The 17,479-nt window shown below is 69.6% G+C and carries 20 protein-coding genes and 1 tRNA gene; 17 read left to right on the forward strand and 4 right to left on the reverse strand.

Annotated features, from left to right (window positions below; genetic code table 11):
- The first annotated feature begins 85 nt into the window (after positions 1 to 85).
- Both Q7W82_RS08075 and Q7W82_RS08080 read left to right on the forward strand, forming a co-directional pair.
- A complete protein-coding gene (locus Q7W82_RS08075; protein WP_242161379.1) occupies positions 86 to 1,072 on the forward strand; it encodes a glycosyltransferase family 2 protein in 987 nt (328 codons plus the stop codon).
- Positions 1,069 to 2,916, forward strand: coding sequence for a glycosyltransferase 87 family protein (locus tag Q7W82_RS08080; RefSeq protein WP_242161381.1), 1,848 nt, complete (start codon positions 1,069 to 1,071; stop codon positions 2,914 to 2,916). Before Q7W82_RS08075 ends, Q7W82_RS08080 begins: the two co-directional genes overlap by 4 nt.
- Before the next feature lies 1 nt (position 2,917).
- On the opposite strand, the gene Q7W82_RS08085 is transcribed toward Q7W82_RS08080, so the two are convergent.
- Entirely contained in the window at positions 2,918 to 3,490 is a 573-nt protein-coding gene (locus tag Q7W82_RS08085; RefSeq protein WP_242161382.1) for a Maf family nucleotide pyrophosphatase, read from the reverse strand.
- Positions 3,491 to 3,622: 132 nt separating this feature from the next.
- Between Q7W82_RS08085 and Q7W82_RS08090 the strand changes: the two genes are divergently transcribed.
- The 13 genes from Q7W82_RS08090 to Q7W82_RS08150 all read left to right on the forward strand — a co-directional run bounded on the left by Q7W82_RS08090 (position 3,623) and on the right by Q7W82_RS08150 (position 14,443).
- Positions 3,623 to 4,132, forward strand: a complete 510-nt coding sequence (locus Q7W82_RS08090) for a YceD family protein (RefSeq protein WP_242161384.1) — start codon at positions 3,623 to 3,625, stop codon at positions 4,130 to 4,132.
- Between the two features lie 101 nt (positions 4,133 to 4,233).
- On the forward strand, positions 4,234 to 4,428 hold the full coding sequence (rpmF, locus tag Q7W82_RS08095; RefSeq protein WP_010342479.1) for a 50S ribosomal protein L32: 195 nt from the start codon (positions 4,234 to 4,236) through the stop codon (positions 4,426 to 4,428).
- Positions 4,429 to 4,525: 97 nt separating this feature from the next.
- The gene (locus Q7W82_RS08100; protein WP_242161386.1) at positions 4,526 to 5,509 is read left to right on the forward strand and encodes a beta-ketoacyl-ACP synthase III; all 984 of its coding nucleotides are present in this window, start codon (positions 4,526 to 4,528) and stop codon (positions 5,507 to 5,509) included.
- A gap of 538 nt (positions 5,510 to 6,047) precedes the next feature.
- The gene (gene fabD, locus Q7W82_RS08105; RefSeq protein ID WP_242161388.1) at positions 6,048 to 6,992 is read left to right on the forward strand and encodes an ACP S-malonyltransferase; all 945 of its coding nucleotides are present in this window, start codon (positions 6,048 to 6,050) and stop codon (positions 6,990 to 6,992) included.
- Positions 6,993 to 7,083: 91 nt separating this feature from the next.
- A complete protein-coding gene (fabG, locus tag Q7W82_RS08110; RefSeq protein WP_242082327.1) occupies positions 7,084 to 7,827 on the forward strand; it encodes a 3-oxoacyl-ACP reductase FabG in 744 nt (247 codons plus the stop codon).
- Positions 7,828 to 8,028: 201 nt separating this feature from the next.
- Positions 8,029 to 8,268: an acyl carrier protein gene (gene acpP, locus Q7W82_RS08115; RefSeq protein ID WP_010342475.1), complete on the forward strand. Its 240-nt coding sequence runs from the start codon at positions 8,029 to 8,031 to the stop codon at positions 8,266 to 8,268.
- A 129-nt stretch (positions 8,269 to 8,397) separates the two neighbouring features.
- The gene (gene fabF, locus Q7W82_RS08120; protein WP_242161390.1) at positions 8,398 to 9,633 is read left to right on the forward strand and encodes a beta-ketoacyl-ACP synthase II; all 1,236 of its coding nucleotides are present in this window, start codon (positions 8,398 to 8,400) and stop codon (positions 9,631 to 9,633) included.
- A 185-nt stretch (positions 9,634 to 9,818) separates the two neighbouring features.
- Positions 9,819 to 11,168: an aminodeoxychorismate synthase component I gene (locus Q7W82_RS08125; RefSeq protein WP_242161392.1), complete on the forward strand. Its 1,350-nt coding sequence runs from the start codon at positions 9,819 to 9,821 to the stop codon at positions 11,166 to 11,168.
- A 68-nt stretch (positions 11,169 to 11,236) separates the two neighbouring features.
- Positions 11,237 to 12,304, forward strand: coding sequence for an endolytic transglycosylase MltG (mltG, locus tag Q7W82_RS08130; RefSeq protein WP_242161394.1), 1,068 nt, complete (start codon positions 11,237 to 11,239; stop codon positions 12,302 to 12,304).
- On the forward strand, positions 12,301 to 12,972 hold the full coding sequence (tmk, locus tag Q7W82_RS08135; protein WP_242161396.1) for a dTMP kinase: 672 nt from the start codon (positions 12,301 to 12,303) through the stop codon (positions 12,970 to 12,972). Before mltG ends, tmk begins: the two co-directional genes overlap by 4 nt.
- Positions 12,969 to 13,931, forward strand: coding sequence for a DNA polymerase III subunit delta' (locus Q7W82_RS08140; protein WP_242161398.1), 963 nt, complete (start codon positions 12,969 to 12,971; stop codon positions 13,929 to 13,931). The genes tmk and Q7W82_RS08140 overlap by 4 nt, the downstream gene beginning before the upstream one ends.
- Positions 13,928 to 14,281 (forward strand): PilZ domain-containing protein, encoded by a 354-nt coding sequence (locus tag Q7W82_RS08145; protein WP_010342469.1) that lies wholly within the window; start codon positions 13,928 to 13,930, stop codon positions 14,279 to 14,281. Before Q7W82_RS08140 ends, Q7W82_RS08145 begins: the two co-directional genes overlap by 4 nt.
- 87 nt (positions 14,282 to 14,368) lie before the next feature.
- A tRNA-Val gene (locus Q7W82_RS08150) sits at positions 14,369 to 14,443 on the forward strand.
- Positions 14,444 to 14,544: 101 nt separating this feature from the next.
- Here the strand turns inward: Q7W82_RS08150 and Q7W82_RS08155 are convergent.
- Both Q7W82_RS08155 and Q7W82_RS08160 read right to left on the reverse strand, forming a co-directional pair.
- Positions 14,545 to 14,802 (reverse strand): Txe/YoeB family addiction module toxin, encoded by a 258-nt coding sequence (locus Q7W82_RS08155; protein ID WP_017907918.1) that lies wholly within the window; start codon positions 14,800 to 14,802, stop codon positions 14,545 to 14,547.
- Positions 14,799 to 15,050 carry a type II toxin-antitoxin system prevent-host-death family antitoxin gene (locus Q7W82_RS08160; RefSeq protein WP_017907919.1) on the reverse strand — a complete coding sequence of 84 codons (252 nt, stop codon included), beginning with the start codon at positions 15,048 to 15,050 and terminating at the stop codon, positions 14,799 to 14,801. The genes Q7W82_RS08155 and Q7W82_RS08160 overlap by 4 nt, the downstream gene beginning before the upstream one ends.
- Before the next feature lie 157 nt (positions 15,051 to 15,207).
- Between Q7W82_RS08160 and Q7W82_RS08165 the strand changes: the two genes are divergently transcribed.
- On the forward strand, positions 15,208 to 15,978 hold the full coding sequence (locus tag Q7W82_RS08165; RefSeq protein ID WP_242161400.1) for a DNA-formamidopyrimidine glycosylase family protein: 771 nt from the start codon (positions 15,208 to 15,210) through the stop codon (positions 15,976 to 15,978).
- Between the two features lie 180 nt (positions 15,979 to 16,158).
- Here the strand turns inward: Q7W82_RS08165 and Q7W82_RS08170 are convergent, their stop codons facing one another.
- On the reverse strand, positions 16,159 to 16,884 hold the full coding sequence (locus Q7W82_RS08170) for a helix-turn-helix transcriptional regulator (RefSeq protein WP_242161402.1): 726 nt from the start codon (positions 16,882 to 16,884) through the stop codon (positions 16,159 to 16,161).
- A gap of 121 nt (positions 16,885 to 17,005) precedes the next feature.
- Here Q7W82_RS08170 and Q7W82_RS08175 point away from each other — a divergent pair, with 121 nt between their 5' ends.
- A complete protein-coding gene (locus tag Q7W82_RS08175; protein ID WP_242161404.1) occupies positions 17,006 to 17,455 on the forward strand; it encodes a nuclear transport factor 2 family protein in 450 nt (149 codons plus the stop codon).
- Positions 17,456 to 17,479 lie beyond the last annotated feature (24 nt).

Below are 17,479 nucleotides of genomic sequence, written 5' to 3' on the forward strand. Positions count from 1 at the left end.
GGCGCGCGCAACGTGCTCGGGGAGCGATGATCCGCCCTAGAATGGCGCGCCTTTCCACGCCGTCGCGCAGGACCGCACGCCGCCCATGTCCAGTTCCCCTTCCGAACGCCCCGCGGCCGCGCCGCGGATCGCGGTGCTGGTGCCGTGCCACAACGAAGCGGCCACCATCGGCCAGGTCGTGGCCGATTTCGCCGCGCATCTGCCCGGAGCGCGCATCCACGTGTTCGACAACAACTCCAGCGACGCCACCATCGCCCGGGCGCGTGCGGCGGGCGCGGTGGTGCGCGAGGTCGCGCTGCAGGGCAAGGGCAACGTGGTGCGGCGCCTGTTCGCCGACATCGAGGCCGACGTCTACGTGCTGGTCGACGGCGATGCGACCTACGATGCGGCGATGGCGCCGGCGCTGGTCGAGCGCCTGCTGCATGACGGCCTGGACATGGTGGTCGGGGCGCGCCGCAGCGACGCGGCGGCCGCCTACCGCGCCGGCCATCGCACCGGCAACGTGCTGCTGACCCGCTGCGTGGGTTTCCTGTTCGGGCGCAGCTTCGACGACATGCTGTCCGGCTACCGGGTGTTCTCGCGGCGCTACGTGAAGTCGTTTCCCGCGCATGCCGCCGGCTTCGAGACCGAGACCGAACTGGCGGTGCACGCGCTGCAACTGCGCATGCCGGTGGCCGAGGTGGACACCGCCTACGGGGCGCGTCCGGAAGGGTCGCAGAGCAAGCTGCGCACCTGGCACGACGGCACCCGCATCCTGTTGACCATCCTGCGCCTGTTCAAGACCGAGCGGCCCTTGCTGTTCTTCTCGCTGGGTTTCGGCGCCTGCGTGCTGCTGGCACTGGGGCTGGCGGTGCCGTTGTTGCAGACTTACCTGCAGACCGGCCTGGTGCCGCGTTTCCCCACCGCGATCCTGTGCTCGGCGCTGGTCCTGCTCGGCGTGCTGCTGCTGGCCTGCGGGCTGATCCTGGACACGGTCACGCGCGGTCGCATCGAGGCCAAGCGCCTTGCCTACCTGGCGATCCCGGCCTGGCCGGTGGATGCGCAGGGTGCGCAGCGGAGCGACGCCGCATGAGTGCCACCATTGCTAATGCGGCGACGCCGCGCGCCACGCGCCGCCAGCGCCTGCTGGCCGCGCTGGATCGCCGCTTCGCCTTCCACAGCCGCGGCAACGTGATCGCCGCCGGCGTGGCGGTCGCGCTGCTGGGCGGACTGCTGTCGCTGTGGCTGGGCCAGGACGCCAACTGGGACCTGCGCAACTACCACCTGTACAACGGCTACGCCGCACTGCACGGCCGCCTCGGCATCGACCTGGCGCCGGCGCAGATGCAGAGCTACTTCAATCCGCTGCTGGACGTGCTGCATTACGCGCTGTTCACCGGCCTGCCGGCGCCGCTGGCCGGGTTCGCGATGGGCGTGCTGCACGCGCTGGCCTTCCTGCTGCTGGCCGGCATCGTCTGGCAGGTGCTGGACCCGCGGCTGGATCGCGCGCGGCTGGTGCCGTGGCTGGCGCTGGCCGGCCTGTGCAGCGCCGCGTTCCTGTCCGAATTCGCCGGCACCATGGCCGACAACACCAGTGCGCTGCCGGTGCTGGGTGCGTTGCTCGCCGCATTGCATGCGCAACGCCGACAGCAGGCCATGGGGCAGGGCGTGGCGCTGGGCTGGTGGACGCTGGCCGGTGCGCTGCTCGGGTTGGCGATGGCCTGCAAGTTGACCAATGCCCTGTTCGCGCTGGCGCTGGGCGTGGCCGCGCTGGTCGCCGGCGGTCGCCCGCGGCAGCGGATCGGCGGCGCGGCGGTGCTGACCGCGGTGACCCTGCTCAGCTTCGCGCTGCTGGCCGGGCCGTGGCTGCTGCGGGTGTGGCAGACCTTCGGCAACCCCCTGTTCCCGCAGTTCAACAGCCATTTCCTGGCGCCGCTGGCGCAACCGGTGGCGGTCAGCGACACGCGCTGGCTGCCGAAGACGCTGTGGGAATGGCTGACCTGGCCGCTGCAGTTCTCGCTGGCGCCGAACCGGGTCAGCGAGGTGCGCCTGCGGCAACTGGTGTGGCCGCTGCTGTATCTGCTGGGCCTGGTCGCGCTGCTGCGCTGGGTGCTGCGGCGCCCGCGCACCTCGGCGTCCGTCGAGGTGGTCGCGCCGGCCTGGCGCGCGGTGCTGGTGTTCGTGCTGGTCGCGTTCCTCGCCTGGCAGGCGGTCTTCAGCATCCAGCGCTATCTGGTGGTGCCGGAACTGCTGGCGCCGCTGCTGCTGTGGGTGGGGCTGCGGCGGCTGTTGCCGGCGCGCATCGCCGCACCGGCGGCGCGCTGGACCCTGATCGCCTGTGCGGCCTTTGCGCTGTACGGCTGGGGCGAGTGGGGGCACGAGCGCTGGGCGCGCGAGGCGTTCCGGGTGCAGGCGCCGCCGATGCCGCAGCCCGAACGCAGCCTGGTGCTGCTGGTCGGCGATGCACCGGAGTCCTGGCGCATCCCGTTCCTGCCCGAACAGGCGGCCTACGCGTCGGTCGCCTCCAATTTCCCGGAAACCCCGGCCTACGCCGCGCGGGTACGCGAGATGCTGGCGGCGCGCGGGCAGGGCTACGCGATGCTGCCGGCGGAAGTGGATCGCAATGTCGAGCGTCTGCAGCGGCTCAATGCGGTGGCCGCGCGCCTGGGCCTGGATCGCGGCCCCGACTGCGCGCTGATGCGGCGGCTGGCGCATCGCCCGGTGCGCGCGGGCGTGGACGTCGATGCCGGCCGCTGCCGCTGGGTGCTGCTGCCGGAGCGTGCCGTGGATGTGGCCGCTGCGGACCGCCAGACCCAGGCGCTGGCCGCGCAGCAACTGGCGCGCTACGGCCTGGCGCTGCAGCCAGGGTCCTGTCAGCTCCACCAATCCTGGGTCGGGCAGGCGCGCTTCCCGTACCAGTGGTGCCGGCTGCAGTGAGCTAGGGGAGGAGGTAGCCGGCCTCGCGCAGCAGCTCGGACAGTGCGATCAGCGGCAGGCCGATCAGCGCGGTCGGGTCCTGGTTGCGGATCGCGCGGAACAGGCTGATGCCCAGGCCTTCGCACTTGAAGCTGCCGGCGCAATCCAGCGGCTGTTCGGCGGCGACGTAGCGGGCGATGGCGTCGGGCTGCAGGTCGCGGAACTGGACCTCGGTGAGGTCGCAGGCCTGCAGCGTGCGCGTGCCGCGTTGCAGGCATACGGCGGTATGGAAACGCACGCTGCGCCCGGACATGGCCGCCAGCTGCGCGTGCGCCGCGGCCACCTCGCCGGGCTTGCCCAGCGGTCGGCCATCCAGTTCGGCGACCTGGTCCGAGCCGATCACCCAGGCCTCCGGCATGCTGGCCGCGACCGCCGCGGCCTTGGCTGCCGCCAGCCGCTGCGCCAGCGCCAGCGGCGCTTCGCCGGGCAACGGGGTCTCGTCGACCTGGGGGCGCACGCACTCGAAGGGCAGGCGCAGCCGCTGCAGCAGTTCGCGGCGGTAGGCGGAGGTGGAAGCCAGGATCAGTAGCGGCATCGGCGGTGGGGCAGGGCGGCGGCGGGCCGGGGCCGGCAGTCTGCGGCGGCCGGCGCGGACCGGCAAGCCAACCCGGGACCGGGTTGGGGCGGTTTGACAGGGGCGCCTGTAGTCCTTAACATTCTGCGGCTTATGTCCGCGAACGTGCCCGAACTGTTGGATGCCTGGCGGATGGTCGCAGCGCGCAGGGTCTTCGAAGACCGCCTGCCGCTCTCGGCGATGACCCGTCTGCAAGGCAGCCTGGCCGACACCGAAGGCGAATGCCGCTACACGCTGGAATTCGGCCGCGACGCTGTACTGCAAGTGTCCTATGTCGAACTGAAGATCGAAACCGAGCTGCCGCTGATCTGCCAGCGCAGCCTGCAGCGCTTCCTGCTGCCGGTGTCGAGCGTACAGCGGCTGGGGCTGATCCGCAGCGAGGAAGAAGAAGCCGCGCTGCCGCCGGATCACGAGGCCTTGCTGGTGCCGGAAGACGGCATGCTGCGGCCGGCCGATCTGGTCGAGGACGAGCTGGTGCTGGTGGTGCCGCTGGTGCCGGTGGCGCCCGGAAGCGAGGCGGTCGATCGCGACTGGCCGGCGACCGAGGAAGAAACGAGCAAGGTCAACCCGTTCGCGGCGTTGGCGGCGCTGAAGAAACAGTAGCGGTCGGTCCGCCTGCCGCTGCCTGAGGTTGTTGCCGGACGCGCGCGTCCTGCGCGACGTAATGACGACAGATGTAAACGAACCGAGTTTGGAGCAATCCCATGGCTGTGCAGAAATCCCGTGTCACCCCGTCCCGCCGCGGCCAGCGCCGTTCGCATGACGCCCTCAGCGCCAAGCAGCTGTCGACCGATCCGACCAGCGGCGAGATCCACCTGCGCCACCACGTCACCGCCGACGGTTACTACCGTGGCAAGAAGGTGATCGCCACCAAGACCGCGCAGGTCGAAGAAGATTGATCCGTGCCCGTCCACCGCGCTGCGGCGGACGGAGTCACCCATCTTCACAGGCCGCGCCGCACCGGGGCGGCCTGCGTAACAGGCAACAGGAACCAGCATGAGCAAGCGGATCTATTCCAGGATCGCGGGCACCGGCAGCTATTTGCCTGAAAAAGTGTTGACCAACGACGATCTGTCGCAGATGGTCGACACCAGCGACGAATGGATCCGCAGCCGTACCGGCATCCGCGAGCGGCACATCGCCGCCCCTGGCCAGACCGCCGGCGATCTGGGCTACGAGGCCGCGCTGAAGGCGATCGAAGCCGCCGGCATCGATGCCTCCGAACTCGACATGATCGTGGTCGGCACCACCACGCCGGACCTGATCTTCCCGTCCACCGCCTGCCTGATCCAGGCGCGGCTGGGGGCGGTCGGCTGCCCGGCGCTGGACGTCAACGCGGCCTGCTCCGGCTTCGTCTACGCGCTCAGCGTGGCCGACAAGTTCATCCGCAGCGGCGACGCCAAGACCGTGCTGGTGATCGGCACCGAAACCCTCAGTCGCATCGTCGACTGGACCGAGCGCACCACCTGCGTGCTGTTCGGCGACGGCGCTGGCGCGGTGGTCCTGCGCGCCGACGACGACACCGGCATCCTCAGCACCCATCTGCATGCCGACGGCAGCAAGAAGGAGTTGCTGTGGAATCCGGTCGGCATCGCCACCGGACTGGGCGACGGCACCGGCGACCCGGCCGCCGGCGGCATCCAGATGAAGGGCAGCGAGGTGTTCAAGTACGCGGTCAAGGCGCTGGACGCGGTGGTCGACGAGACCCTCGAGGCCAACGGGCTGGACAAGCACGACCTGGACTGGCTGATCCCGCACCAGGCCAACCTGCGCATCATCGAAGCCACCGCCAAGCGCCTGGACCTGCCGATGGAGCAGGTGGTGGTGACGGTGGACATCCACGGCAACACCTCCTCCGCCTCGGTGCCGATGGCGCTGGACGTGGCGGTGCGCTCGGGCCGCGTGCAGCGCGGTCAACTGCTGCTGCTGGAAGCCTTCGGCGGCGGCTTCACCTGGGGCTCGGCGCTGCTGCGCTACTGAGCCTGTCTCCGCGCTCGGCGCCGTTGGCGGCATCGCGGCGCGCGATGCCGATGCGGTGCGCCGTCTCCACGACGCGCGGCACCGCGCCGCCCACACCGCATTTTCATGACGCCAGCGCGTCTGGCGCGTGCACCACGGCGCGCAGTCGCGCGCGGCTGTGTCTCGCGCTGCGCCCGTGGGTGCCGTCCTTCCGCGACCGGCACGCTCGCGCGCGACATGCGCGATGCGCCCGACATGGCAGGCCGCACGCGTGTGTGCGTTTTGCGATGCCGGCTGGGCGTCGAGCTGCGCCTACACACGCCGCCTCGTCGTCGCCATCCGCTGCCACCGCGGTGCCCCGCACGCGCCTTCGCACTGCCCTGCGCTCGCGTGCGTCCCGCGCGCCACCCGGGCTGTCGGCCTGACACCGAGCGCCGCCGAGCGAGGCGCTGCCGGCGGCGCGCGATGGGGGCAACCGTCGTGTCACATACGCCCGGGTACAGACGCCCGGCCGGTTTCGCCCGTATCATCCCCGCTCGATTTTCGCAGGGCCAACCGCGTGACCGATTCCACACTCGCCTTCGTCTTCCCCGGCCAGGGTTCGCAATCGCTGGGCATGCTGGCCGAACTGGCCGAATTGCATCCGCAGCTGCGCGACAGCTTCGCCGAAGCCTCCGAGGGCGCCGGCGTGGACCTGTGGGCGCTGAGCCAGGGCGGCCCGGAAGAGATGCTCAACCGCACCGAGTACACCCAGCCGGCGCTGCTGGCCGCGAGCGTGGCGCTGTGGCGGCTGTGGCTGGCCGAGGGCGGGGCGCGTCCGGCGCAGCTGGCCGGGCACAGCCTGGGCGAGTACAGCGCCCTGGTCGCCGCCGGTGCCTTGTCGCTGCACGACGGCGCGCACCTGGTGCGGCTGCGCGGGCAACTGATGCAGGACGCCGCGCCGGCCGGCGTGGGCGCCATGGCCGCCGTGCTCGGCGCCGAGGACGCGCTGGTCGAAGAGGTCTGCGCGCAGGCCGCGGGTAGCCAGGTGGTGGTGCCGGCCAACTACAACTCGCCGGGGCAGGTGGTGATCGGCGGCGATGCCGCGGCGGTCGACCGTGCGCTGGCGCTGCTGGCCGAGCGCGGCGTGCGCAAGGCGGTGAAGCTGGCGGTCAGCGTGCCCTCGCACACCCCGCTGATGCGCGAGGCGGCCAACCGTCTGGCCGAGGCGATGCGCGGACTGGCATGGCAGGCGCCGCAGCTGCCGGTGGTGCAGAACGCCGATGTGCAGGTGCACGAGGGCGTCGAGGCGATCCGCCAGGCGCTGGTCGAGCAGTTGTACCTGCCGGTGCGCTGGACCGGTTGCGTGCAGGCGCTGGCCGCGGGCGGCGCCACCCGCCTGGCCGAGTGCGGCCCGGGCAAGGTGCTGACCGGGCTGGTCAAGCGCATCGACAAGTCGCTCGACGGCCGCGCCCTGGGCACGCCCGCCGAGTTCGCCGGCGCGCGCGAGGCCTGGGCCTCCTGATCGCCGGTCGCCGAGCGGTGCGTGTTTCGCCCGCGCCGGCCTCCTTCCTTCCCTCGGCGCGCATGCGCCGTCCGTCTCCAAGGAAACGCAGATGAGCAAGCCATTGCAGGGCGAGATCGCGCTGGTCACCGGCGCCAGCCGCGGGATCGGCGCCGCCATCGCCGACGAACTGGCCGCGCAGGGCGCCACCGTCATCGGCACCGCCACCTCCGACGCCGGCGCGCAGGCGATCGGCGCACGCCTGGCCGCCCACGGCGGCCAGGGCCGCGCGCTGGACGTCACCGACGGTGCCGCGGTCGAGGCGCTGATCGAGGCGATCGCCAAGGAATTCGGCCCGGTCTCGATCCTGGTCAACAACGCCGGCATCACCCGCGACAACCTGCTGATGCGGATGAAGGACGACGACTGGCAGGCGATCATCGACACCAACCTGACCAGCGTGTTCCGCACCTCCAAGGCGGTGCTGCGCGGCATGATGAAGGCGCGCAAGGGCCGCATCGTCAACATCGCCTCGGTGGTCGGCGTGACCGGCAACCCGGGCCAGACCAACTACGCCGCGGCCAAGGCCGGCATCATCGCCTTCTCCAAGTCGATGGCCAAGGAGATCGGTTCGCGCGGCATCACCGTCAACGTGGTGGCGCCGGGCTTCATCGATACCGACATGACCAAGGCCTTGCCGGAGGCACAGCGCGCGGCGCTGATGCAGCAGATCGCACTCGGACAGTTCGGCCAGCCGTCCGACATCGCCCATGCCGTGGCGTTCCTGGCCGGCCCCGGTGCCGGCTACATCACCGGCGAAACCCTGCACGTGAACGGCGGGATGTACATGCCGTGAGCCTGTGGCGCAGTGGACGCGCCTAAGTGGCTGATCGGCCGGCATTTGTGCAGCGATGCAAGGGCCAGTCGGTTTCCACTACACTATCCAACGCGGCCATCGCAGCCCGATGGCGTTTTGTGAGTCCCTCAGGAGTACCGCACATCCATGTGCGGGATCCTCAACTCGAACCACCACTACTCCATCTGGAGCGATATCCCAATGAGCACCATCGAAGAACGCGTCAAGAAAATCGTCGTCGAACAGCTCGGCGTCAAGGAAGAAGAAGTCACCAACAACGCATCGTTCGTCGATGACCTGGGTGCCGACTCGCTGGACACCGTCGAGCTGGTGATGGCCCTGGAAGAAGAGTTCGAGTGCGAAATTCCGGACGAAGAAGCCGAGAAGATCACCTCGGTGCAGCAGGCCATCGACTACGTCAAGGCGCACGTCAAGAGCTGATGCTGCGTCCTCGATCGCCATCGGCGCCTGCGTGGGCCCGATGCGCGTGACAATCCCATGGGGCCGCGCATGCGGCCCTGTGTTTTTACAGCGTCAAGGCCGCGCGTATCGCGGTGAGGAGATTTCGCAATGAGCCGTCGTGTCGTCGTAACCGGCATGGGCCTGGTGTCGCCGTTGGGCAATGACCTGGCCAGCAGTTGGGAAGGGATCGTCAACGGACGCTCCGGCATCGGCCCGATCACCCAGATCGATGCGTCTCAGTTCACCACCAAGATCGCCGGCGAGATCAAGGATTTCGATCCGACCAAATTCATCTCGTCCAAGGACGCGCGCAAGATGGATTCGTTCATCCATTACGGCGTCGGTGCCTCGTTCATGGCACTGGACGATTCCGGTCTGGAGATCACCGAGGCCAATGCCGAACGCATCGGCGCGATCCTCGGCTCCGGCATCGGTGGGCTGCTCGGCATCGAGGAGCAGACCGTCAAATTCCACGAGGGCGGCGCGCGCAAGATCTCGCCGTTCTACGTGCCCAGCACCATCATCAACATGCTGCCGGGCCAGGTGAGCCTGATCAAAGGGCTGAAGGGGCCGACCTTCTCCGCGGTCTCGGCCTGCGCCACCTCCAACCATTCCATCGGCACCGCGATGCGCATGATCCAGCACGGCGACGCCGACGTGATGCTGGCCGGCGGCGCCGAGCGCGGCTCCTCGCCGACCTCGGTGGGCGGCTTCTGCTCGATGAAGGCGATGTCCACCCGCAACGACGATCCCGCCGCGGCCTCGCGGCCGTGGGACAAGGAGCGCGACGGCTTCGTGCTCGGCGACGGCGCCGGCGTGCTGGTGCTGGAAGAGTACGAACACGCCAAGGCGCGCGGTGCGCGCATCTACGCCGAGCTGGTCGGTTTCGGCGCCAGCTCCGACGCCTTCCACATGACCGCCCCGAGCGAGGACGGCGAAGGCGCCGCGCGCAGCATGGTGGCGGCGATGAAGGACGCCAAGCTCAACCCGGACCAGGTCGACTACCTCAACGCGCACGGCACCTCCACGCCGCTGGGCGACCTGGCCGAGACCCTGGCGATGAAGCGCGCGCTCGGCGATCACGCCTACAAGACCATGGTCAGCTCGACCAAGTCGATGACCGGCCACCTGCTCGGCGCCGCCGGCGGTGCCGAAGCGATCTTCTCGGTGATGGCGATCCATGCCGGCATCATTCCGCCGACCATCAACCTGCACGAGCCGGGCGAAGGCTGCGACCTGGACTACGTGCCGAACGTGGCGCGCGAGAAGCAGATCGACGTGGCGATGTCCAATGGGTTCGGCTTCGGCGGGACCAACGGGACGTTGGTGTTCAAGCGGGTCTGAGGGGGCGTAGCCCCCTCGGGATTCGGGAGTGGGGATTCGGGATTGGGTAAAGCCGGCGCCTGATTGATGCCGCGCTTTTTCTCCCTGACACGGGTGCGCGGCATGTCCGCGCTGCCATCCCCGGCGCCGCATCGCCCGGCGGCGCCTTCGCCGCCTCACGTTTTCATTCTTCCAGCGGAGCTTCGATGCTGCGTACCGTTCCCTTGCCGGCCGAGGTCGATCTGCTGGCGCTGCATCGCCTGGCGCCGCAGCGGTATCCGGTGCTGCTGGAATCGGCGGCGTCGGGGACGGCGCAGGGGCGCTGGGATCTGCTGCTGGTCGCCGACGGGCAGGGCCTGCGGCTGGATCGCGATGGGGTCACCCGCGCGTTGGATGGCGCGGTGGTCGCCGGCGATTTCCTCGATGCGCTGGACGCGCGCTGGCAGGCCGAACGCTGCGAACGCGACGAACCGCGCTGGCCGTTCCGCGGCGGCTGGGCGCTGCTGCTGGATTACGAACTGGCCGCGCAGGTGGAGCCGGTATTGCAACTGCCGGCCTCCGCTGCGACCACGCCTGCGGCGCTGGCCTTGCGCTGTCCTGCCGCACTGCTGCGCGACCATGTGAGCGGCGACTGCGTGGTGCTGGCCGAGCCCGCGCATGTGGCGCTGCTGGAGGCCGTGCTCGCCGATCTGCAGGCGCTGCCCGCAGCCGCCCCGGCGCCCGCTTGGCAGGCGCCGACGGCGATCGAGGAAGACCCGCCGCAGCGCTTCGTCGACGGCGTGCGCCGCATCCTCGACTACCTGCGCGCCGGCGACGTGTTCCAGGTCAACCTGTCGCGGCGCTGGTCGGCGCGCTTCGCCGCGCCGCTGGCGCCGGCCGCGCTGTACGCGCAACTGCGCCGCGCCAACCCGGCGCCGTTCGCCGGCCTGTTCGTCGGCCACGGCCGCGCCGTGGTCAGTTCCTCGCCGGAACGGCTGGTGTCGGTACGCGGCGACGTGGTCGAGACCCGTCCGATCGCCGGCACCCGCGCACGTGCGCCGGGCGACGACGAGGCCGCGCGCATCCGCGAACTGGTCGGGCATCCCAAGGAGCGCGCCGAGCACGTGATGCTGATCGACCTGGAGCGCAACGACCTGGGGCGGATCTGCGTGCCGGGCAGCGTCGAGGTCGACGAACTGATGACCGTGGAAAGCTATGCCCACGTGCACCACATCGTCAGCAACGTGCGCGGCCGGCTGCGCGCGGGCACCACGCCTGGCGAGACGATTCGCGCCACCTTCCCCGGCGGCACCATCACCGGCTGCCCCAAGGTGCGCTGCATGCAGATCATCGCCGAGCTGGAGCAGACCCCGCGCGGCGCCTACACCGGCGCGTTCGGCTGGCTCAACCGCGACGGCGACATGGACCTGAACATCCTGATCCGCACCGCCGAGGTGGACGGCGCGCAGGTGCAGTTCCGTACCGGCGCCGGCATCGTGTTCGATTCGGACCCGGCGCGCGAACTCGACGAGACCCGGGCCAAGGCGCGCGGCCTGCTGCGCGCGCTGGAGCCGTGAGCGGGGCGACGCGATACCGGGCGGCGCCGGCCGCGCGGTATCCTGCACGCCATTGACGTCGTTTCGAGGTGGCCGTGGCTTGGGCTAAACGCGGGTGTCTGACCCTGCTGGGAACATTGCTGGTGCTGGCACTGCTGGTGGCCGCGGCCGGCGCCTGGTGGTGGCACAGTTATCGCGCCTTCGCCGAGCAGCCGCTGCAGGCGACCCAGCCCAGCGTGGAAGTGGCGCGCGGCGCCTCGCTCAACGGCGTGCTGCGCAAGCTGCGTGCCGCGGGCGTGACCCAGGGCAGCGACCTGCAATGGCAGGTGCTGGCGCGCGAACTGGGCGTGGCCGGCAAGCTCAAGTTCGGCGAGTACGCGCTGCAGCCGGCGCTGAGCCCGCGCGAGCTGCTGCTGCGCATGCGCAAGGGCCAGGTGATCCAGTACCGCTTCACCATCGTCGACGGCTGGAACGTGCGCCAGTTGCGCAGCGCCTTGAACGCGGCCACGCCGCTGGTGCACACCACCGCCGACCTCAGCGACAGCGAACTGATGGCCAAGCTCGGCCAGCCCGGCCAGCACCCGGAAGGCCGCTTCCTGCCCGAGACCTATCTCTACCAGCGCGGCGACACCGACCTGCAGCTGCTGCGCCGCGCGCATGCGGCGATGGACAAGGCGCTGGCCGACGCCTGGGACGCGCGCGCCAAGGACCTGCCGCTGCAGTCGCCCGAGCAGGCGCTGATCCTGGCCTCGATCGTCGAGAAGGAAACCGGCCTGGCCGCCGAGCGCCCGCAGATCGCCGGCGTGTTCGTGCGCCGCCTGCAACTGGGCATGAAACTGCAGACTGACCCGACCGTGATCTACGGCATCGGCAGCGCCTACGACGGCAACATCCGCAAGCGCGACCTGGAGACCGATACGCCGTACAACACCTACACCCGCACCGGCCTGACCCCGACCCCGATCGCCATGCCCGGGCGCGAGGCGCTGCGTGCCGCCACCAACCCGGCGCCCGGCGACAGCCTGTACTTCGTGGCCATCGGCGACGGCAGCGGGGCGCATGCCTTCTCCTCCAGCTACGCCGAGCACAACGCGGCGGTGGCGCGCTACCTGCAGCGCCTGCGCCAGGCGCGCAACGACGCAGCGGTGTCGCCATGAGCGAGGCCGTGCTGCGCCACCATCGCTTCGTCAGCCTGGAAGGCGGCGAGGGCGCCGGCAAGACCACCGCGATCAACGCGATCCGCGACTGGCTGCAGGCGCAGGGCCACGAGGTGGTGCTGACCCGCGAACCGGGCGGCACGCCGCTGGCCGAACGCATCCGCGGGCTGCTGCTGGACAAGACGCCGGGCGAGGTCGTCGAGCCGCTGGCCGCCGAGACCGAACTGCTGCTGGTGTTCGCTGCGCGCGCGCAGCACGTGCGCGAGGTGATCCGCCCGGCGCTGCAGCGCGGCGCCTACGTGGTCAGCGACCGCTTCACCGATTCCAGCTACGCCTACCAGGGCGAAGGCCGCGGCCTGGACCGCGCTTGGATCGCCGACCTGGAGCGCCGCGCGGTCGGCCTGCAGCCCGGCCTGACCCTGCTGCTGGACCTGGACGTGCAGATCGGCCGCGCCCGCACCAGCGGCCGCGACCTGTGGCCGGACCGGATCGAGAGCGAGCAGGACGATTTCTTCCAGCGCGTGCGTGCCGGCTTCCGCCAGCGCGCCGCGCAGGACCCGCAACGTTTCCGCGTCGTCGACGCCAGCCAGCCGCCGCAGGCGGTGGCGCAGGCGGTGGCCGCCGCGCTGGCGGCGTGGGTGCAGCAGCAACAGGAGCCGACGCCATGAGCGACGTGCCGTTCGCGCCGTGGCAGCAGCGCGCCTACGACCAGACCGTGGCCGCGCTCGACGCTGGCCGCCTCGGCCACGGCCTGCTGATCTGCGGGCCGGAAGGCCTGGGCAAGCGCGCGGTGGCGCTGAAGCTGGCCGCCCACGTGCTGGGCCAGGGCGAACCGGCCGCGGCCCTGCGCAGCGCGCAGCTGATCGCCGCCGGTACCCATCCGGACCTGCAGCTGATCTCGTTCATCCCCAACCGCACCGGCGACAAGCTGCGCACCGAGATCGTCATCGAGCAGGTGCGCGAGATCTCGCAGAAGCTGGCGCTGACCCCGCAGTACGGCGTGGCCCAGGTGGTGGTGGTGGACCCGGCCGACGCGATCAACCGCGCCGCCTGCAACGCGCTGCTGAAGACCCTGGAAGAGCCGCAGCCCGGCCGCTACCTGTGGCTGATCAGCGCGCAGCCCGCGCGCCTGCCGGCGACCATCCGCAGCCGCTGCCAGCGCCTGGAGTTCAAGCTGCCGCCGGCCGAGGAAGCGCTCGCCTGGCTGCTGGCCCAGGACTTCCCGGAGAAGACCGCGCGCGAAGCGCTGGACGCCGCGCGCGGCCATCCCGGCCTGGCCGCGCAGTGGCTGCGCGAGGACGGATTGAAGCTGCGCCGACAGGTGGCCGCCGACCTGGAGCAGGTCGCCGCCGGCAAACTCGGCACGCTGGACGCCGCGCAACGCTGGAGCAGCGACGCGCTGGCCGAGCAGCGCCTGGGCCATGCCGCCGACTTGGTGCTGGCGCAGGCCTCGCAGGCCGGCTTGACCGACCCGGCGCGATTGCACAAGCTGGCCGCGTGGTTCGACGCCGCCAATCGCACCCGCGATCTGCTGCGCACCACCGTGCGCGCCGACCTGGCGATCGCGGAACTGTTGCTGGCCTGGCGCGATGGCGATCGCCCGGCCCGGAGAGGGGCACAACGATGAGCGCGATGAGCGGACGCCAGGGCATCCTGTCGCTGGCGGTGAAGGACAAGGCGGCGCTGTACAACGCCTACATGCCGTTCGTGAAGAACGGCGGCATCTTCGTGCCCACCCCCAAGCGTTATTTCCTCGGCGACGAGGTGTTCCTGCTGCTGACCCTGCCCGATTCCAGCGAGCGCCTGCCGGTGGCCGGCAAGGTGATCTGGGTGACCCCGGTCGGCGCCCAGGGCAACCGCGCCGCCGGCATCGGCGTGCAGCTGCCGGACAACAGTGAAGGCGAGACCATCCGCACCAAGATCGAGACCCAACTGGCCGGCATCCTCAACGCCGACAAGCCCACCCAGACCATGTAGCGGCCGCGCGGCGACGTCGCGCCACGGTCCTCGACAGGACCCATTGACGCCGCGCGCCACAGCCCTATAATGTGCGGCTCGCGACACGGGCGGTTAGCTCAGCGGTAGAGCATTGCCTTCACACGGCAAGGGTCGCAGGTTCGAACCCTGCACCGCCCACCACGAATTTGAGCGTCAACGAAAAAGCCGGCCTAGTGCCGGCTTTTTCGTAGTTGCGAGATGGAGTTCTATCAGGAATTGCGTGCCTCACACAGGCATTGAAGTTACACGTAGTGATATCGGACCTGTGCAATCAGCAGGACGCCATGCTCGACCTTGTAGACGATCCGGTGTTCGTCGTTGATGCGTCGCGACCAGTAGCCTGCAAGTGCATGGCGTAGCGGTTCGGGTTTGCCGATGCCCTGGAAGGGATCGCGTTGAATGGCCTTGATCAGGTCGTTGATGCGCTTGAGCATCTTTTTGTCGGCCTGTTGCCAGTAGAGATAATCCTCCCAGGCGTTGTCCGAGAACTGCAGCGTCACTCGCTCAGTTCCCGTGCCTTGCCGCGACCGGATTCGAGTTGGGCGATGGATTCCAGCAGGCGCTGCGCGTTCTTCGGACTGCGCAGCAGATAGGCGGTTTCCTCCATCGCCTTGTAGTCCTCCAGCGACAGCATGACCACGGCTTGCTCGCGGCTGCGCGTGATGATCACCGGCTCGTGGTTGTTGACCACGCGGTCCATGGTGTCCGCAAGAGCGGCACGTGCGGCGCTGTAGGTGATGGTGTCCATAATGGCTCCGAGTTGTACAATAAATTGTACGCTTGCTCGTTTCCCTGTCAACGGGCCCTGGCCGGAGGCCTGGATTCTGGGTCGAGTCAGCGAGCGATGACGCACCAGGATGCGATCGGCTCACGATCCGCTCACGGCATCGCTCGATACTGGGTCCATGCCCGAAGGTCCTTCGATCGTCATCCTCAAGGAAGAAGCCGCCGCGTTTGCCGGTCGCAAGGTGTTGCGGGTCTCCGGCAACAGCAAGCTGGACCTGGAGCGGATGCGCAATCGCAAGATCCTGTCGCTGCGCAGTTGGGGCAAACATTTCCTGATCGAGTTCGATGCGTTCAGTGTGCGCATCCACTTTCTGTTGTTCGGTAGCTATCGGATCAATGCGCGCAAGGACGCGTCGGCGCGCTTGAGTCTGGGCTTCGCCAAGGGCGAGGAGCTGAACTTCTACGCGTGTTCGATCAAGTTCATCGATGGTCCGCTGGATGCGGCCTACGACTGGACCGCGGACGTGATGAATCCCGATTGGGATGCGGCGCAGGCGCGGCGGAAGTTGCGGCTGCGGCCGCATGCGCTCGCCGCCGATGCCTTGCTGGATCAGGACGTGTTCGCCGGGGTCGGCAACATCATCAAGAACGAGGTGCTTCACCGCATCCGTGTGCATCCCGAGAGCGAGATCGGTGCGTTGCCGCCACGCAAGCTGGGCGAACTGGTGACGCAGGCGCGCGAGTACAGCTTCGATTTCTACCGCTGGAAGAAAGCCTACGAGCTGAAGAAGCACTATCAGGTGCACACCAAGACGGTGTGTCCGCGCGACGGCCATCTGCTCACCTATCGCAAGCAACTCGGCAAAGCGCAGCGCCGCGCGTTCTTCTGCGAGCATTGTCAGCGGCGGTATGTGCTGGATGATGGGTCCCAGACCGACATGTTCAAGTAATCCTGCTCCCGTCAGCGACGTGCTGATCGTGTTGGCAGCTAAAGAGGCATGTACCTTGGCTGCAGTGTCCGCGTTGGATGAGGTGGCCGAGACCGCGTCGTCGGTGCCGGTGGCCGGCGCGCATGCGTCAGGCAGGGCAATGGGGCGTCGCCGTCCGCTACGCGCTCTACTCGTTCTTCGTCAGGAGCGCAGCGCCACGGCCTCGTCTTCGCACCGCCGAATGCCCAGTTCGGCGAACAGGCCGGCCCAGCCGAGATCGGTCACGACGAATGCGCGCGAGCCGTCGACGCGGCGCAGCCAGTGTCGGGCGGAGAGCTGATCGAGTAGGGCGGCGCCCAGGGCGCCGGCGAGGTGGTGGCGGCGTTCGGTCCAGTCCAGGCAGCGCCGGGCCAGAGCGCGGCGGCCTTTGGCAAGCTGCGGCAGATCCACGCCCATGCGCGCGAACCACGCGGCGCCTTCGGGGGAGACGGCGTAGCGGATGGTGTCGTCGCGGGCGATCAGCCAGGCGCGCTGTTCCAGTGCTTCGGTGATCGCCACGCCGAGACGCCCGGCGAGGTGGTCGTAGCAGCAGCGTGCCAGGCGCAGCGTCTGGGCGTCGCGATGCGGGGCGCGGCGGCGTGATGTCTGTGGTGGCGCGAGGGTGGCCAGGGTCTCGAGCACGGTGGCGACGTGCGCGTTGGCCAGGCGGTAGTAGCGATGGCGGCCCTGGACCTCGACCGCGAGCAGGCCGCCGTCCAGCAGCTTTGCCAGGTGCGCGCTCGCGGTCTGCGGGGTGACGCCGCCGGCGAAGGCCAGTTCGCCGGCCGGAAGTGCGCGTCCATCGACCAGCGCCATCAGCATGGCGGCGCGGGCCGGGTCGGCGATCAGGAAGGCGGTCGCCGCCAGCTTGGGGTGTTCCAGATGCATTGCTGCACTCCCGATGGACGTGGCCATCATAGGACCGCCCCTGCCGCGACGTTTCGCTGCGTATCGAAACGATGTCCCTGGCGGATTCCTAGACTGCGCGGATTCCCACCGGAGCCTGTCGATGCAGACGAACGAAACGCCGCCGAACCCCGCCGAGCGCGATGCGCACGTGATATTCGAACGCTGGCATCGGCATGTGGTCGCACGCGATCTGTCGGCGTTGATGGCGTTGTATGCGCCGGACGCGCAGTTGGAATCGCCATTGGCCTATGTGGCGTCGGCGCCGCGCCAGGACGGGCGGCTGCAGGGCCGTGAGGCCATCGCGGCGTTCTTCGCCGCGTCCTTCGCCCAGCCGGAGAACGGCCTGGGGCGCTGGTATCGCAGCGGCCGCTGTCATGTCGCGGGGCGGCAATTGGTCTGGGAGTATCCGCGCGAAACCCCGCAGGGCGATCAGGTCGATCTGGTGGAAGTGATGGACCTGGACGCCGCTGGGTTGATCGCCTGCCACCGTGTGTACTGGGGCTGGAAAGGCGTGCAGACGCTGCTGGCGGCGCTGGGTAAGTCGTCCTGAGCTTGCAGGTGGTCCGATCGCGCG

Source organism: Xanthomonas indica (assembly GCF_040529045.1).
Taxonomy (GTDB): domain Bacteria; phylum Pseudomonadota; class Gammaproteobacteria; order Xanthomonadales; family Xanthomonadaceae; genus Xanthomonas_A; species Xanthomonas_A indica.

What these genes read in the sequence shown, in the direction of transcription:
- Q7W82_RS08075 (WP_242161379.1), top strand. Translation starts at nt 86, where the DNA reads ATGTCCAGTTCCCCTTCCGAACGCCCCGCGGCCGCGCCGCGGATCGCG.
- Q7W82_RS08080 (WP_242161381.1), top strand. Translation starts at nt 1,069, where the DNA reads ATGAGTGCCACCATTGCTAATGCGGCGACGCCGCGCGCCACGCGCCGC.
- Q7W82_RS08085 (WP_242161382.1), bottom strand. Translation starts at nt 3,490, where the DNA reads ATGCCGCTACTGATCCTGGCTTCCACCTCCGCCTACCGCCGCGAACTG.
- Q7W82_RS08090 (WP_242161384.1), top strand. Translation starts at nt 3,623, where the DNA reads ATGTCCGCGAACGTGCCCGAACTGTTGGATGCCTGGCGGATGGTCGCA.
- rpmF (WP_010342479.1), top strand. Translation starts at nt 4,234, where the DNA reads ATGGCTGTGCAGAAATCCCGTGTCACCCCGTCCCGCCGCGGCCAGCGC.
- Q7W82_RS08100 (WP_242161386.1), top strand. Translation starts at nt 4,526, where the DNA reads ATGAGCAAGCGGATCTATTCCAGGATCGCGGGCACCGGCAGCTATTTG.
- fabG (WP_242082327.1), top strand. Translation starts at nt 7,084, where the DNA reads ATGAGCAAGCCATTGCAGGGCGAGATCGCGCTGGTCACCGGCGCCAGC.
- acpP (WP_010342475.1), top strand. Translation starts at nt 8,029, where the DNA reads ATGAGCACCATCGAAGAACGCGTCAAGAAAATCGTCGTCGAACAGCTC.
- fabF (WP_242161390.1), top strand. Translation starts at nt 8,398, where the DNA reads ATGAGCCGTCGTGTCGTCGTAACCGGCATGGGCCTGGTGTCGCCGTTG.
- Q7W82_RS08125 (WP_242161392.1), top strand. Translation starts at nt 9,819, where the DNA reads ATGCTGCGTACCGTTCCCTTGCCGGCCGAGGTCGATCTGCTGGCGCTG.
- tmk (WP_242161396.1), top strand. Translation starts at nt 12,301, where the DNA reads ATGAGCGAGGCCGTGCTGCGCCACCATCGCTTCGTCAGCCTGGAAGGC.
- Q7W82_RS08140 (WP_242161398.1), top strand. Translation starts at nt 12,969, where the DNA reads ATGAGCGACGTGCCGTTCGCGCCGTGGCAGCAGCGCGCCTACGACCAG.
- Q7W82_RS08145 (WP_010342469.1), top strand. Translation starts at nt 13,928, where the DNA reads ATGAGCGCGATGAGCGGACGCCAGGGCATCCTGTCGCTGGCGGTGAAG.
- Q7W82_RS08160 (WP_017907919.1), bottom strand. Translation starts at nt 15,050, where the DNA reads ATGGACACCATCACCTACAGCGCCGCACGTGCCGCTCTTGCGGACACC.
- Q7W82_RS08165 (WP_242161400.1), top strand. Translation starts at nt 15,208, where the DNA reads ATGCCCGAAGGTCCTTCGATCGTCATCCTCAAGGAAGAAGCCGCCGCG.
- Q7W82_RS08170 (WP_242161402.1), bottom strand. Translation starts at nt 16,884, where the DNA reads ATGCATCTGGAACACCCCAAGCTGGCGGCGACCGCCTTCCTGATCGCC.
- Q7W82_RS08175 (WP_242161404.1), top strand. Translation starts at nt 17,006, where the DNA reads ATGCAGACGAACGAAACGCCGCCGAACCCCGCCGAGCGCGATGCGCAC.